Source organism: Nocardia sp. NPDC058499 (genome assembly GCF_042719915.1).
GTDB lineage: Bacteria > Actinomycetota > Actinomycetes > Mycobacteriales > Mycobacteriaceae > Nocardia.
In genome coordinates, this window is the sequence record NZ_JBHXMZ010000005.1 from 228,645 (window position 1) to 243,212 (window position 14,568).

General features: G+C 67.1%; 14 protein-coding genes. 5 read left to right on the top strand and 9 right to left on the bottom strand.

Annotated features, from left to right (window positions below):
• Positions 1-200 precede the first annotated feature (200 nt).
• From ACFWPH_RS17540 to ACFWPH_RS17550, 3 genes are all read right to left on the bottom strand, one after another.
• Positions 201-1,061, bottom strand: coding sequence for an SAM-dependent methyltransferase (locus ACFWPH_RS17540; RefSeq protein ID WP_378752155.1), 861 nt, complete (start codon positions 1,059-1,061; stop codon positions 201-203).
• 226 nt (positions 1,062-1,287) lie between these two features.
• Positions 1,288-2,190, bottom strand: coding sequence for an SAM-dependent methyltransferase (locus ACFWPH_RS17545; protein WP_378752157.1), 903 nt, complete (start codon positions 2,188-2,190; stop codon positions 1,288-1,290).
• A 49-nt stretch (positions 2,191-2,239) separates the two neighbouring features.
• Positions 2,240-2,695, bottom strand: coding sequence for a hypothetical protein (locus ACFWPH_RS17550; RefSeq protein WP_378752159.1), 456 nt, complete (start codon positions 2,693-2,695; stop codon positions 2,240-2,242).
• Positions 2,696-3,388: 693 nt separating this feature from the next.
• Here ACFWPH_RS17550 and ACFWPH_RS17555 point away from each other — a divergent pair.
• From ACFWPH_RS17555 to ACFWPH_RS17565, 3 genes are all read left to right on the top strand, one after another.
• Positions 3,389-4,282, top strand: a complete 894-nt coding sequence (locus ACFWPH_RS17555) for a helix-turn-helix domain-containing protein (RefSeq protein WP_378752161.1) — start codon at positions 3,389-3,391, stop codon at positions 4,280-4,282.
• 292 nt (positions 4,283-4,574) lie between these two features.
• On the top strand, positions 4,575-5,933 hold the full coding sequence (locus ACFWPH_RS17560; protein WP_378752163.1) for a M20/M25/M40 family metallo-hydrolase: 1,359 nt from the start codon (positions 4,575-4,577) through the stop codon (positions 5,931-5,933).
• A 21-nt stretch (positions 5,934-5,954) separates the two neighbouring features.
• Entirely contained in the window at positions 5,955-6,482 is a 528-nt protein-coding gene (locus ACFWPH_RS17565; RefSeq protein WP_378752165.1) for a YbhB/YbcL family Raf kinase inhibitor-like protein, read from the top strand.
• A gap of 65 nt (positions 6,483-6,547) precedes the next feature.
• Here the strand turns inward: ACFWPH_RS17565 and ACFWPH_RS17570 are convergent, their stop codons facing one another.
• From ACFWPH_RS17570 to ACFWPH_RS17580, 3 genes are all read right to left on the bottom strand, one after another.
• Complete coding sequence (locus ACFWPH_RS17570; RefSeq protein ID WP_378752167.1) at positions 6,548-8,377, bottom strand: AMP-dependent synthetase/ligase; 1,830 nt, start codon at positions 8,375-8,377, stop codon at positions 6,548-6,550.
• Between the two features lie 142 nt (positions 8,378-8,519).
• Positions 8,520-9,197 (bottom strand): GTP cyclohydrolase II, encoded by a 678-nt coding sequence (locus ACFWPH_RS17575; RefSeq protein ID WP_378752169.1) that lies wholly within the window; start codon positions 9,195-9,197, stop codon positions 8,520-8,522.
• A gap of 209 nt (positions 9,198-9,406) precedes the next feature.
• The gene (locus tag ACFWPH_RS17580) at positions 9,407-10,921 is read right to left on the bottom strand and encodes a carbohydrate kinase family protein (protein WP_378752171.1); all 1,515 of its coding nucleotides are present in this window, start codon (positions 10,919-10,921) and stop codon (positions 9,407-9,409) included.
• 373 nt (positions 10,922-11,294) lie between these two features.
• Here ACFWPH_RS17580 and ACFWPH_RS17585 point away from each other — a divergent pair, with 373 nt between their 5' ends.
• Entirely contained in the window at positions 11,295-11,675 is a 381-nt protein-coding gene (locus ACFWPH_RS17585; protein ID WP_378752173.1) for a hypothetical protein, read from the top strand.
• A 9-nt stretch (positions 11,676-11,684) separates the two neighbouring features.
• Here the strand turns inward: ACFWPH_RS17585 and ACFWPH_RS17590 are convergent, their stop codons facing one another.
• From ACFWPH_RS17590 to ACFWPH_RS17600, 3 genes are read right to left on the bottom strand one after another with little or no spacing between them, the layout of a single operon-like run.
• The gene (locus ACFWPH_RS17590) at positions 11,685-12,761 is read right to left on the bottom strand and encodes a quinone-dependent dihydroorotate dehydrogenase (RefSeq protein ID WP_378752662.1); all 1,077 of its coding nucleotides are present in this window, start codon (positions 12,759-12,761) and stop codon (positions 11,685-11,687) included.
• Between the two features lie 5 nt (positions 12,762-12,766).
• Entirely contained in the window at positions 12,767-13,033 is a 267-nt protein-coding gene (locus ACFWPH_RS17595) for a DUF5703 family protein (protein WP_033246167.1), read from the bottom strand.
• A complete protein-coding gene (locus ACFWPH_RS17600) occupies positions 13,033-14,025 on the bottom strand; it encodes a YncE family protein (RefSeq protein ID WP_378752175.1) in 993 nt (330 codons plus the stop codon). Before ACFWPH_RS17600 ends, ACFWPH_RS17595 begins: the two co-directional genes overlap by 1 nt.
• A gap of 193 nt (positions 14,026-14,218) precedes the next feature.
• Here ACFWPH_RS17600 and ACFWPH_RS17605 point away from each other — a divergent pair, with 193 nt between their 5' ends.
• The gene (locus tag ACFWPH_RS17605; RefSeq protein WP_378752177.1) at positions 14,219-14,566 is read left to right on the top strand and encodes a hypothetical protein; all 348 of its coding nucleotides are present in this window, start codon (positions 14,219-14,221) and stop codon (positions 14,564-14,566) included.
• Positions 14,567-14,568: the final 2 nt, after the last annotated feature.

Here is a 14,568-nt window from a genome sequence, read left to right on the forward strand (position 1 = left end):
TTTCAATCCCGGTCGTGTTGTGCGACCGGGATCGCTTCGTATCCTCCGCCGTCATCGGCGGCATGAGTTGCGTATGCGCCGGGGTCGACACTTTTCCTGAGAAAGACGACAGCCACGCCGGTGTCTCCCCATGCGCCCGCCCGGAGAATCACACGCCGCGGCGTGTAGAGACACCGGCGTGACGATCGGCGCGCCGGCGCTCAGGGTTTGTAGGCGATCCCGCCGACCATGACCTTCTCCTCCGGGAACCGCTCCCGCAGCGGCGGACCGGAGGGCCACCAATCGTCGAGCTGAACGAGACCCGGCGCGGCGAGTTCGAGACCACCGAAGTATTCGAGGATTTCCTCGCTGGTGCGATACCACCCCGAACCCAGCCCTTTTTCGGTGAAGCGCCGTTCGAGCTCGCGGGCCAGCGCGTGCAGTTCGGGTTCCCGCGGGCCGGGGTCGTGGAAATGGCTTATCGCGAGATAGGAGCCCGCGGGCAGGAGTTCGACATATTCGCGCATCAGACCCACCGGATCGAACTGCTCGTCGATATGGTGCAGCAATCCGCACAGGATGAGCCCGAGGGGCCGGTCCATATCCAGGTATTTGGTGATATCGGATGCGGCCAGCAGCGTGCCCTCCTCGAGGAGGTCCGCGGAGACGAAATGGGTGTTCTCGTTCTGTTCGAGCAGGACCCGGCCGTGCGCATTGCAAACGGGATCGTTGTCGACGTAGACCACTTGGGCCTCGGGGTTGAGCTGTTGTGCGATCTCGTGCGTATTGGCGACCGTGGGCAACCCGGCGCCGATATCGAGGAATTGGTCGATACCCGAGGTTCCGGCCAGATACCGGACCACGCGATGCAACCAGCGGCGATTCATGATGGAGACATCGCCCTGCCGCGGCGCCACCTCCAGGATCTGCTGGTAGGCGGCCCGGTCGACGTCGTAGTTGTCCTTGCCGCCGAGGCTGTGGTCGTAGACGCGGGCGATACTGGCACGGGTGGTGTCCACCCCGACGGGTTTGCGGGGGCGGATCCGGGAAGCCGGCTCGGCCATATCGACCTCTCTCTGCACGAAATGAACAATACGAACGAAGTGTGAGTCGGATCACTCAGCGTAGAACGTTGCCGCGAGGTGAGCAATATCGTGATCACCGTGCGCGGCAACATACTTCGCATCGTTGCGCGGCGGACCCGGGCGCTGTGCCGCGGTATGCGGCCGGACGCGACGGAAAAGCATTGTTGTATAACCCGATTCGACAAAACGCTACCGCAGCGTGCTCGGCGACCCCGGATCCCGCCTACCCGTCTCCGTCGATACTGTGCAGCCGGGCCGCGGGAGCGCCCGATTTGTAACCGACGCCGCCGATGACGACCTGTTCCTCCGGCAGCCGCTGCCGGGTGGGCGGCCCCGACGGCCACCAGTCCTCGAGCTCGGTGAACCCCGGCGGTATGAGCTCCAGGCCCTCGAAGTATTCGAGCTGCTGTTCCCGGGTGCGGTACCACCCCGACCCCAGGCCCATTTCGGTGAAGGCCCGCTCGAGTTCTTTCGCGAGTGCGTGGAGGTCGGGGTTCTCGTCGGCCGGATCCCAGAAATTGGTGATCGCGACATACGATCCGGCCGGAAGCCGGGAGATGTATTCGCGCATCACTCCCGGCGGGTCCAGTTCATCGTCGAGATGATGCAGCAGCCCGCACAGGATGATCGCCATCGGCCGGTCCGGATCGAGATACTGCAGAACGTTCTTGTTCTCCAGTAGCGTGCGCTCCTCGAGGACGTCGCCGGAGACGAAATGGGTGTTCTCGTTCTGCTCGAGCAGGACCCGGCCGTGCGCGTTGCACACCGGATCGTTGTCGACGTAGACGACCTTGGCTTCCGGATTCTCCTGCTGCGCGATCTGATGAGTGTTGCCCACGGTCGGCAGCCCGGCGCCGATATCGAGGAACTGGTCGATTCCGGCCGGCCCGGCCAGATACCGGACCACCCGGTGCAACCAGCGCCGGTTCATCCGGGAGACATCACCCTGCCGCGGGGCGAATTCCAGGACCTGCTCGAAGGCCACACGGTCGACGTCGTAGTTGTCCTTACCGCCGAGGCTGTAGTCGTAGACGCGGGCGATACTCGGCCGGGTGGTATCCACCCCGACCGGTGCGCGAACCCCCGTCCGAGGAGCCGGTTCGGCCATGAAAACCTCTCTCTGCATTATCGATCCGACAGCGTGATGGTAAGACCGCGCGGCAGCGTGTGTGCGCTCAGGCTCCGTTGCCGCGTTCGAGCACCTTGCCCGGCAGCCAGCCGCCACCCAGATGGGTGACCCGCCACCAGTCGATATCGATGACGACCGCGGTGACGGGGGAGGCGAAGAACGGTTCGACCTGTGGTTCCTTGCGCAGCAACGCCTGGAAGGTCTCATCGCGTTCGCTGTCGTCGCGCAGGGTGACCGTGCCGAGGCCCTGCGCGAACGGATCGGCGATACCGCCCGGCACCACTTTCACGCCCACGTTGGGGTTGGCCCTGAGCTGATCCAGCGTGCGGCCGCGGTTCTCGAGGATCAGAGTGAGGCGGAACAGGTCTTCGTCCAGGTTGGCGAAGAACGCGCTGGTGGCCCAGTTGACACCGTCTTTGGAAGTCGCGAGGTCGATACTGGAATGGGTGAGAACCTCGGTCAGTTTTTTGCGGATCTCGATGGCGGTGACTTCGTCGGACATACGACCCTCCAGATTTTCTCGGTGTGCAAGTAGTGCTTCGTGCTCGAAACGCCGCGGGGTTCCCGGCGAATCCGGGCCCCGGACGGTTGCGCGCGAGCCTAGCGGTCCGCACCGATGCAGAACAGTCCGGGACATATCGGTGACGCGACGGGAAGTTGGTGCTGCCCAAGGGCTTACAGGTATGCGCGGAGTTGTCCGTGGGATAGCCGGAGCGGGAACCGGCAGGGGACGCCGAGCGGATGCGGCCGCCCGGCGGTTGCCGCGGCCCCGCCCTGTGGGCTCACCGGGGGAACGCGTGCCCGGACCGGCCGGTCGGTTGTCGCGATTCGGGCGGGCAGGAGGTAGGCTGGGGGCAGCTTCCGCGGTACCCGCACCCGCTTCCGGTGCCCTCATCGATGTCATCTCCCCAGGTCTTCGTGGTTGCGAGGCCGGATCGCCGTGTCGTGGGGGAGTTTACGCAAACAATGCCGATAGCGCGCGTAAACGTGCGTGAAGCTACGGATATGCGGCGCTGTAGAATTCGATCCGAGTGGCGCGGCAATGGGTTGCCGCGTGGATGCCGGGTCCGCCCGGTGTGGGCGCGTTACCGATATTCAGTGCCTACTTGAGAGTAGGATCGCCTGCCGACCGGTGCGGTTCGTCGGCGGCGGGCGCCGTACGATGCAGCACAGCACGAACTGGCCAGAGGCGATCATGACTAACGAGCAGGACGATTCCGATCTCCCGGATAAGGCGGAAGCCGATCGCGGGCCCACCGTATTGCGTATATCGCTCGGTAGCCGGCTGCGGCAGCTGCGGGAGGCGTGCGGTATCAGCCGCGAGGACGCGGGGGAGCATATCCGCGGTTCGCACGCCAAGATCAGCCGCCTCGAATTGGGCCGCACCCGGTTCCGGGAACGCGATCTGCTGGATCTGCTGAAGCTCTACGGTGTCGACGATCCGGAGAAGCTTTCCGTCTACCTGGAGTTGATGAAGAAGGCCAACGATCCGGGCTGGTGGCAACCGTTCAACGATCTGCTGCCGCCGTGGTTCGAAACCTATATCGGCCTCGAACAGGCCGCGACCACGATCCGCACCTATGAGGCGCAGTTCGTTCCCGGCCTGCTGCAGACCGAAGCCTATGCGCGCTCGGTGATCAAACTGTTCAACGAGGAAGACACCGAACGTCGGGTGGGGGTGCGGATGCGCCGCCAGGAGATCCTCAGCCGGGCCTCGGCTCCGACGCTGTGGGCGGTGGTGGACGAGAACGCACTGCGCCGCCCGGTCGGTGGTTATGCGGTGCTGCGCGGCCAGATCGAACATCTGATCGCCGTGTCCGACCGGCCGAACGTGAAGATCCAGGTCCTGCCCTACGAGGTCGGCGGGCATCCCGCCGCGGGCGGTTCGTTCAGCATCCTGCGCTTCCCGGAGCCCGAGCTGCCGGATATGGTCTATATGGAGCAGCTGACCACCTCGCACTACCTCGAGAAGAAGCATGAGGTGGAGGTGTATATGACGGTGATGAACAAGCTCAGCGTCATCGCGCCCACCCCGGGGGAGAGCCGCGACCATCTGCGCCGGGTGCTCAGCGAACTACCGGACAAGTAGGTGCACGCCCCGCGCGCCGGCCGGTAGCGGGGGAGTCGCCCCAGGTAGGGAAGGCCTGAAGGTGTTGGACCGGAAGGCTTCCCAGAGCTGTGCGCCTGACCCGCGCGTTCCCGCGTACGGGTAACCCGCTCCGTGAACTCATCAGGTCCACGGAAGGTAACTAAAATGTATGTACGTAGATATGCGCATTACAACATGTATCCCACCTGATCGCTGTCTGGTTGCGACCACACGCAACGCACCGCACAACACCAAAAGGAATCAAGGATGCGCTTGATGGTAGGAAGGGTGCGTGGCCGCGACAGGTGATAACTCTGGCTCCGCTCGTTCCCGTGCCGTATCGGAGGTGGTGGAGCTGGTCAGTTCGCTGATCCGTTTCGACACCTCGAATACCGGCGACCCGGCGACCACCAAGGGGGAACGCGAGTGTGCCGAGTGGGTGGCACGGCAGCTGGAAGACGCCGGTTACACCACGGAGTACGTGGAATCCGGCCTGCCGGGCCGGGGGAACGTTTTCGCGCGGCTGCCTGGGGCGGATTCGGGCCGCGGTGCGCTGCTGCTGCACGGGCATCTCGATGTGGTGCCGGCCGAAGCAGCCGATTGGAGCGTGCACCCTTTCTCCGGTGCGGTACAGGACGGGTACGTCTGGGGCCGTGGCGCCATCGATATGAAGGATATGGTCGGGATGATGCTGGCGGTGGCCCGCCAGTTCAAGATCGAGGGCACCGTGCCGCCCCGCGACCTGGTGTTCGCCTTCCTGGCCGACGAGGAGAACGGCGGCAAATGGGGGTCGCAGTGGCTGGTGCAGAACCGGCCGGATCTCTTCACCGGAATCACCGAGGCGGTGGGGGAGGTCGGCGGCTTCTCGCTGACCGTGCCCCGTCCCGACGGTGGTGAACGGCGGCTCTATCTGGTGGAGACCGCGGAAAAAGGCCTGGGCTGGATGCGGTTGCGGGCGAAGGCCCGCGCCGGGCACGGGTCCTTCCTGCACGAGGACAATGCGGTGACCATTCTGGCGGCGGCGGTGGCCCGGCTGGGGACACATACCTTCCCGCTCGTCCTGTCCGATTCCGTGGCCGAGTTCCTCGCGGCGGTATCGGAGGAGACCGGGCTCGCGTTCGATCCGGGCAGTAAGGATATCGAGGGCACACTGGCGAAACTGGGGTCGATATCCCGGATCATCGGTGCCACCCTGCGTGATACGGCGAACCCGACCATGCTGAACGCCGGGTACAAGGCGAATGTGATCCCGCAGACCGCGGAAGCGGTGGTGGACTGCCGGGTGGTGCCGGGCCGGCTGGCCGAATTCGAACGTGAAGTGGACGAGCTGATCGGCCCGGACGTGGAACGCGAATGGGTCACCAAACTCGATTCCTACGAAACAACTTTCGACGGCCATCTGGTGGACGCGATGAACGAGGCGATCCTGGCACACGATCCGCACGGGCGTACGGTTCCGTACATGCTGTCCGGCGGAACCGATGCGAAGGCCTTCGCGGATCTGGGGATCCGGTGCTTCGGGTTCGCGCCGCTGCGGTTGCCGCCGGAACTGGATTTCGCGGCGCTGTTCCACGGCGTCGACGAACGGGTGCCGGTCGATGCGCTCGAATTCGGCACCGATGTCCTGGAACACTTTCTGTTGCACAGCTGATCCGATTCGAGAGAGGTTTCCATGACCTACAACCCCTATGACGCTTTGCCCTCGGTGCCGTCGTTTACCGTGGCCTCTGCCGATGTGTCCGATGGTGCGACGCTCGGCAACGACCAGGTCAGCGGTGTGTTCGGGGCCGGTGGTAAAGATGTGTCCCCGCAGCTGAGCTGGTCGGGTTTCCCGGCGGAGACGAAGAGTTTCGCGGTGACGGTGTACGACCCGGACGCGCCGACCGCTTCCGGTTTCTGGCACTGGGCGGTGGCCGAGATCCCCGCGTCGGTCACCGAACTGCCGTCCGGCGCGGGCAGTGAGGGCGGCACGCTGCCCGCGGGCGCGGTGATGCTGCGCAACGACGGCGGTTTCGCCGGGTACGTGGGTGCCGCCCCGCCGGCCGGGCACGGACCGCATCGGTACTTCATCGTGGTGCACGCGGTGGATGTCGAATCGCTGGGGATACCGCCGGAAGCCACCCCGGCCTTCCTCGGGTTCAACCTGTTCTCGCATACGCTGGCGCGGGCGACGCTGGTGGGTACCTACGAACAGAAGTGAATCGTGAACAGCACTGTGGCCCCGGGGACTCCCGGGGCCACAGTGCTGTCGGAGTACGGTACGGCTCAGCCCCGTACGTCGATCACGGTGCCGGGGATCTCCTGGGCGTAGAGCGCGGTGATCTGCTCGGCGTATTTCTCGGCGATCGGCGACCGTTTGAGCGACATCTTCGGGGTGAGTTCGTCGCCGCCGGGTTCCCATACGGTATCGACGATGGTGAACCGTTTGATCTGTTCGACCCGGGACAGTTTCGCATTCCCGGCCTGGATCGCGGCGCGGACGTCGTCGACGATGCGGGGGTGCCGGGCGAGGGTGGCGATATCGGCGTCGGTGGCGTCGATTTCCTTCGCGCGGATGGCGGCCATATCGGGGTCGAGCACGATGAGCGCGGTGATATAGGGTTTGGCGTCGCCCAGCGCCACCGCCTGCCCGACGAGCGAGGAGGCGGCCTTGACGGCGTTCTCGATATTGCTCGGGGCGATATTCTTCCCGCCTTCGTTGATGATGAGTTCCTTCTTGCGGTCGATGATCCGCAGATAGCCGTCGGTATCGAGAGTCCCGACATCACCGGTGTGCAACCAGCCCTCGGCGTCGAGCGCCTCGGCGGTTTTCTCCGGCATGGCGCGGTAACCGTGGGTGATGATCGCGCCGCGGACGAGTACCTCACCGTCGTCGGCCAGCCGGAGCTCCAGCCCGTCGACGGCGCGGCCGACGGATCCCGGCCGGGGTTTGTCGAGTTCGGTGTAGGTGGCGACGCCGCTGGTTTCCGACATCCCCCATACCTCGGAGACGCAGAAACCGAGCCCCAGGAAGAATTCGAGGGTTTCCGGCGGGATCGGTGCCGCACCGGAGGAGGCGACACGGAGTTCATCCAGGCCGAGCGCGGCCCGCACCTTGGACAGCAGCAGTTTCTCGGCGATTTGGTGCTGGATATTCAGCAGCGGTCCGCGACCGGTGCCGGCCAGATCGGCTTTGGCGGCCGCGATACCGGTGGCGACGGCCCAATCGGCGATGGCTTTCTTCGCCCCGGTTTCGGCGGCCAGCTTGGCCTCGACACCGCCTTTGATCTTCTGCCAGACACGCGGGACACCGAAGAAGACGGTCGGCCGGGCGTCGGGGAGGGCGGCGGCAATTTCCCGGGGATCAGGAACGGTGGTGATCTGGATACCGGTGACCAGGTTGATCGCATGCCCGGAGATCCGGTCCGCGACATGGGCGGCGGGCAGGTAGGACAGCGCGCGGTCCTCGATACCGACATCGAGCGGGCCACTGGTGAGGGCGAGGATCTGGGCCAGCACATTGCCGTGGGTGAGTTCGACCCCCTTGGAGGGCCCGGTGGTGCCGGAGGTGTAGATGAGGGTGGCGAGATCGCCGGGTTCCACGGCTTGCCAGGCGGCGTCGAAATCGAACTCCGGATCGGGGTTCGCCTCGAGGTCGGCGAGTGTAGTCGCGCCTTCGGCCGGCCCGTCGATGACGATGAGGTGGTCGATCGGTACGCCCGCGGCCCGGATGGTGCCGAGGAACTGCTGCTCGGTGACGACTATTTTGTTGCCGGCATTGCCGAAGACATGCGCGATCTGCTCGGGTGAGCAGGTGTTGTAGACGGAGAACGGGGTGGCGCCCACGTGCAGGGCGGCGGTGTCGAGGAGGTTGAATTCCGGCCGGTTGGTGAGCATGATGCCCACCGTGTCGCCGCGGGTGAGGCCGAGGGCGGCCAAGCCCGCGGCGAGGACGCGGACGCGGTGCCCGTAGTCCCGCCAGGTGATCTCCTGGGTGCCGCCGACGGTGCGCAGGGCGACCGCGTCGGGGCGCAGGGTGAGGGTCTGCTGGAAGGCCGCGGGCACTGTGCGGGCAGTGACGCCGGTGCGGTGGGTGTAGGCGATATCTGTGGTCATGGGTCCGTTCCCGAGGTGCTGGGGTTCCGGAACACTCGCCGTGGTTACCGCCGGAGCCCGTAGGAGCGGCCGGCGACCGGTGAGTGACGCGGATCACTAATGGTAGCGGGGGAACGGCGCTGGTGGGGGCGTTCTGTCTGGGTCAGCGAATGACGGCGATCTGCTGGCCCCCCGGGCGCTCCGTAGCCGGTGCCGGGACCGGTCCGGATTCGCTTGCCGGAATCCAGTGCCCGCGACGACGGCGTTTGGCTTCCAGATAGGCAGCCGCCCGCTCGCTGAGCGGCGGTGTGCACAGCGGCTCGATCATGACTTCGATTCCGGCCGCGCGGAGAGCCTCGACCTTCTCGGGGTTGTTGGTGAGGAGCCGGACGCGGGTGAGCCCGAGATTGCGCACGCTGTCCGCGGCGTGCGCATATCCGCGCGCATCTTCGGGGAACCCGAGGCTGCGGTACGCGGCGAAGGTATCCGCGCCGGTGCGTTCGGCCACCCCGTAGCCCTGCGCCTTCGCGATGAGCCCGAGGCCACGCCCTTCCTGTTCGAGATAGACGAGTACGCCGTGCCCGGCTTCTTGGATGAGGTCGAGGGATAGGCGGAGTTCCGGTCCGCAATCGCAGTCCTGGGAGTCCAGTGCTTCACCGTAGAGGCAGCGGGAGTGGATCCGCACGAGGCAGCCGTCGGCGGGCCTGCCGAAGACCAGTACATGACCGAGCTGGGGTTCGCCGTCGACCACGGGTAACACCTGCAGCGGGGATTCGTGGCCGTTGCGGGTGAACCGGTGCTCGGTGGTGGCGACAGCGGAGGGCTCCGCGGCTGCGGTCAAGGTCGATACTCCTTCGATGATCTGTCGGTACCGCAAAGTATGGATGTGGCCGGGCTACCGCAGCACTCGGTCGGCCGGTCGGGGAAATCGTTCCCGATCAGCGGTGGGCCGATAGGTGACTTTACGCCTGCCCGCACGGATACGCACTCCGTGCGGGGCGGGTCGGTGAGGTCCGGTGGACGGCCCGGAACCCGCGGAGCGGGCACCGGTCAGTGCCTTTCGGCGGTGAGCCGGATGATGCGGTCCACCTCGTCGGCGGTGGGCATCGCGCCGGGTACGTCCCCGGCGAACGACTGGGTCGCCACCATGGCGGCGGTCGCCCAGGTGTAGTCCTGTTCGTCGGCTACCCGGCGGATCGGCCCGCCCTCGCCGTCGGCGACCGCGGGGCGCGACAGCAGGCGGTACACCAGTGCGGCGGAGAAGGCGCCGCGCGAACCCGGTACATCGGTGAGTGCCGCGGCCTGGAAGCGCGGGATATCGAGGGCAAGGCGGTCGGAGCGGACGGTGCAGCCGAAATCCTCGACGACGCAGACGACGCGGGTGCCCAGCATCTGGAGTTGCCGGGCGATATGGGCCCCGGACTGGGCGGGTATCTCGGGAACCATACTGTCGAGCTCCTGGGTGGACCCGATCAGGTAGTCGACGGTGGACAGGTAGCGGTACAGCACCTGAGGGGTTTCGACATAGGCCGCGGTGAGCAGCAGGGTGGGCCGTTTCGGAAGGTTCTGCAGCGTCGTCAGGACTCGTTCTATCACCGGTAGCGGCGGTTCGAGGGTGACCAGGACGGCGTCGGTTTCGGTGAGCGCGGCGGCGACGGCCGGTCCGGTGAGCTCGGCGGTGCTGAGCCGGATGCGATCGTCCTCGCAGAAGATGGTGCCTGCGATACCCGTTTTACCGACGATGAGTGCGGTAATGGGAGTGGCGGCGTCGGGAACGACCCTGACCAGCGACGTATCGACCTTCTCGGAGCGGAGATAGTCGAGGATCCGGCGCCCGGCCTCGTCGTCGCCGACCGCGCTGATCAGCCGGACGTCGATACCGAGACGGGCGGCCGCGACCGCGCGATCGAGTCCTTTACCGCCCGGGTTGTCGCTGAACCGGCCGCGGGCGAACCCGCGCGCATCGGGGATTGCGTCGACCCGGTAGATGTGGTCGATCACGGCGTCGCCGACGACAGTGAGCGTGCCGATCCGGCCGGAGGTGCCGTGACGGGTGGCGCCGAGAGGGGACCGGGCGTCGGTATAGACGTTCCCGGTGACCAGCAGCGCGGCGAGTGCGGTGAAGGCGCGCCGTTCGGGGGTGGCGCGCAGGGAGCGCACGGTGGGCGCGGGCGGAATGGCCTCGGCGTCGGCGATCTCGTGTAACCGGCTCCAGTGTGCCGAGAGGTATTCGCGGCGATCGCCGAGGTCCTGTGAGTAGAGGTCGTCGGGGTCGATACCGGCGGTCTCGGTTTCGCGCAGCAGGCCGAGGGACAGTTCGGCGTCGGTGATGACGCGGTGGGTCGGCGGGAGGCGGCGGGCGTGTTCGCGGACGACGGGGAGTACGGCGGCGGCGCGGGTGATGCCGTGGGTGGCGGCGTACCGCCGGATGACCGGGAGGTCGAGCAGGGGAGTGGTATCGATTTCGGTGGTGGCCAGGCGGTCGGGGCTGAGTCCGGAGCGTTTGCAGAGCCGGGTCAGGATATTGCGGATAGCGACGATTGCGGTGTCGTCGGTCGGGGACATACCGCGCGCCTTTCTCGTCTTTCGCCGTCGCCGAGGGGTTTCGACCCGGTCACATATGGCAATAACCATAGTGCAGGACGGCGTTTGACATATGCATTGACCCGCGGAACAGTCAAATGACACACTGGAAATAGCGTTTCCCTCGATCAGAGGTACGGGAGGGCCTGGTGATGACAATGACGACAGCCCGGTTCCGCGGACACCGTTATCCAGCAGCATGCCGATGCGTCGCCTGCGCCGGGACGGACTCGGAGGCATCCTCCGCGACGGCGCGCTGAGCGCGCCCGGCGGTCCGCCCTTATCCGACGGCAGCGATGCCGCGCCGGCTGTGGTTCCGGCCCGGTATCGGTGCCGAGCCCCTGAGGAGGCAGCTGTGAGCATCCATATCACCGACTGGCTGATGACCAGCGGTATCTCCCTCGAATTCGCCGAGCGCGTGCAGACCCGTCACGGATCGTCGTGGCTGTTGAGCTGGTTGCCGGGCCGGGCCCTGTCGTTCGAACAGGCCTACGCGGCAATGGAACTCGACGAAATCCTGTCCGACCCCGAGCTGGTCTACGACGACGCGGCACTGGCCTGGGCCCGGCATCAGGCGGAGCTGCTCGGGCTGGTGTTCGACCAGGTCGTGGTCCTGCTCGCCACTCGCGTCGAAGCCAGGCTGGCGGAGGCGCGGATCATGCAGGACGCGCCGGTGACCCTGCCCACCGGGTATCGCGACGATCCCGGCGCAATCCGCAGCGGTTCGGCCGCCTGACCTGCCCGGTCAGCGTTTCGCGGTGTGGCCGGCGCCCACGGCGTCGGCCAGGCTGCGATAGCCGCCGGCGCGGAGCCGCTCGGCGATCCCGCGGTGTATCCGCCAGGTCCACAACGGCCCGCCGTAGATGAATCCGGTGTACCCCTGGAGCAGCGACGCGCCCGCCAGGATCCGTTCCCAGGCCTGGTCCGGGGTTTCGATACCGCCCACCGAGATCAGCACGAGCTGCCCGCCGACGCGGGTGTACAGCCGGCGCAGGACCTCCAGCGAGCGGTGGGCCACCGGCGGACCGGACAGCCCACCGGCCCCGATGTCGTCGACCGCGACGGGATCGCTGTGCAGGCCGTCGCGCCCGATCGTGGTGTTGGTCGCGACGATTCCGGCCAGCCCGAGTTCCACGGCCAGATCGGCTACCGCGTCGACATCCTCGTCGGACAGATCCGGTGCGATCTTCACCAGGACCGGCACCCGCACACTCTCGAGTACTGCCGTCAGGACGGGGCGCAGCGATTCGACCGCCTGCAGGTCCCGCAGGCCGGGAGTGTTGGGGGAGCTGACATTGACGACCACGAAATCGGCATGCGGTCCCAGGAGGCGTGCGCTGGTGGCGTAATCGCCGGCCGCGTGCTCGGCGTCCACGACCTTGGTTTTGCCGATATTGGCGCCGATGGGTATCGACGGCACCCGGCCGTGCAGCCGGGCGGCCGCGGCGGCCGCACCGTGGTTGTTGAAACCCATCCGGTTGATCAGGGCACGGTCGGCGGGCAGCCGGAACAAGCGGGGTTGCGGATTACCCGGCTGGGCGGCGGCGGTGACGGTGCCGACCTCGGCGAACCCGAAGCCGAGCGCACCCCAGGCGTTCGCCCCGGTGGCGTCCTTGTCGAAACCGGCGGCCAGCCCGAGCGGCGCCGGGAAATCGACCCCGAACACGCGGGTGCGCAGGATCGGATCGGGTACGGCGAAGAGGCGGTGCAGCAGGACGCGCGCAGGTGCGAACGCGGTGGCCGCGCGGATCACCCCGAATACGAGGCGATGGATCCGTTCCGGCGGCACCAGGAACATCAGGCGGAGCAGTAATCGGTACAGCACGCTCATAGCTCCGTGGTATGCCCCGCCGGGCTGGTGAGCGCGGTCTTGCGGCGGCGCAGCAGAACGCGGCGGCTGCCGTCGGTGTAGGCGCGGACCCGGGACAGTTCCCAGCCGCCGAATTCGGCCTGGATGGCCAGCCGCATCGACGCGGTCACGCGGGTGACGTCCGGGGGGAGCCGCAGGGGGATGTACTCGTAGTCGTCGCCGGTGGTCTCCCATCCGGTGGGGAGTTTTGCCCGCGTCGCCGCGCCACGGTGAGTGGATGCCATCACTGCCCTCTCTCGCGCTGGTCCGCGGATATCCGTTGCAGACCCGGTTCGGTGGCCGAGCCGATGTAGAGGTCACCGGTATCGGCGTCGACGGTTACCGCGTTCGGCTGCCGGACGGTGGGGTAGCGGCCCACCTCCCGCGGTGCTCCCGTCGACAGGTCGTAGCCGACGATCTCGTTGCTCTGCGTGCACGTCACCCATACGGTGTCGGAACCGCGGTCGTAGGTGAGTGCGTAAGGCGACGATCCTACCGGGTAGCGCTGCCGGAGGACGAGCGGTTCGGTGGTGAACACCAGCAACTGGCCGCTGTCGGGGTCGGTGACGACGACCCGGTTGTCCGGGGCTTCGATCACATTCGCGGCGCCGATTCCGGCGCGTAACGCCAGCCCCAGGTTCTCGTAGCCGGGTTCGATCTCGGTGAGCAGGGTCTGGCGACGGTCGAGGACGGCGAGAGTGTCGCCGGTGAGCGCGATCCGGTCGGCGGAGGCCAGCCCGGTGAGGGTCTGCTCGACCTTGCCCGTGCCGTCCAGGACGAGGACGCGGCCGTCGGCGGTCCCGGCGATCAGGGTGCCGTCCGGGCGGGCGCGCACAGTCTGCAGATCGCCGTCGACCGCCACCTCGGTGACCGTGCGGTCGGCGGCATCGATCCGCAGGATCACCCCGTCGCCCGCGGCGAGGAATTCGCCCGGGATACCGGCGGTGAGATCGCGGGCCGGGGTGGGCAGACGTACCTCGTGGCCGGTGGGCGGCGTGGTCGCGGGATCGAGCACCACCAGGCCGGTGCCCGCCGGATCGAGGCCGGCGAGGAAGCCGCTGCCCGGATCGGCGGTGAGGGCGGTGAGAGGAGTGGGGGCCGGGTACACGTCCCCGGCCGGGGCGGAAGCCACCGGTGGCGAGACCGCCGGGGTCGCCGGTTCCCGGGTGGGTGCATCGCCCGCACCGGAATCGGAATCACCGGAGCAACCCGCCAGCAGGGCGGCGGCGAGCAGCACGACGACGACGGTACCGCGGGGTTGCCGGTGTCGCGCTCGTCTCGCTGTGCCCGGAAACGACCGATACTGCATGGGATTATCTGATCACGACCGGGTGGCCACCGGTACCGGCGGGGTGTGGGGTGTCGGCGGCCGGTCGTATGCGGGGCGGGTTACCGTACGGATCAGACGGTGCGGAGTTCAGGAGTCGACGATGCACGAGGTGCCGGGGTTTTCCGCCGAGGAAGTGACGACGGGCCCGTTCGCGCACGGGTTCGGTCGTACCGGAGACGGGCGGACGTTCGCGTTCCGCACGGTCCGGGCGACCCTGCAGGTGGAGATCTACCGTCCGGACCTGGAATCGGAGGTGCCGGGGCCGGACGATGTGGTGGCCGTGGCCGAAGCCCGGGTGAGCGATATCGATCTCGACGATGCGCGCAGTGTGGTCGCGTTGGTGCGGGATCTGCTGCCGCGGGCGACTTCCCCGCCGGGGGGCCGTAATGTTCCGACGGTACGGGCCCTACTGGCGCGTATCGGCTCGGTGATCGAAGGCAGGCAGTGAGA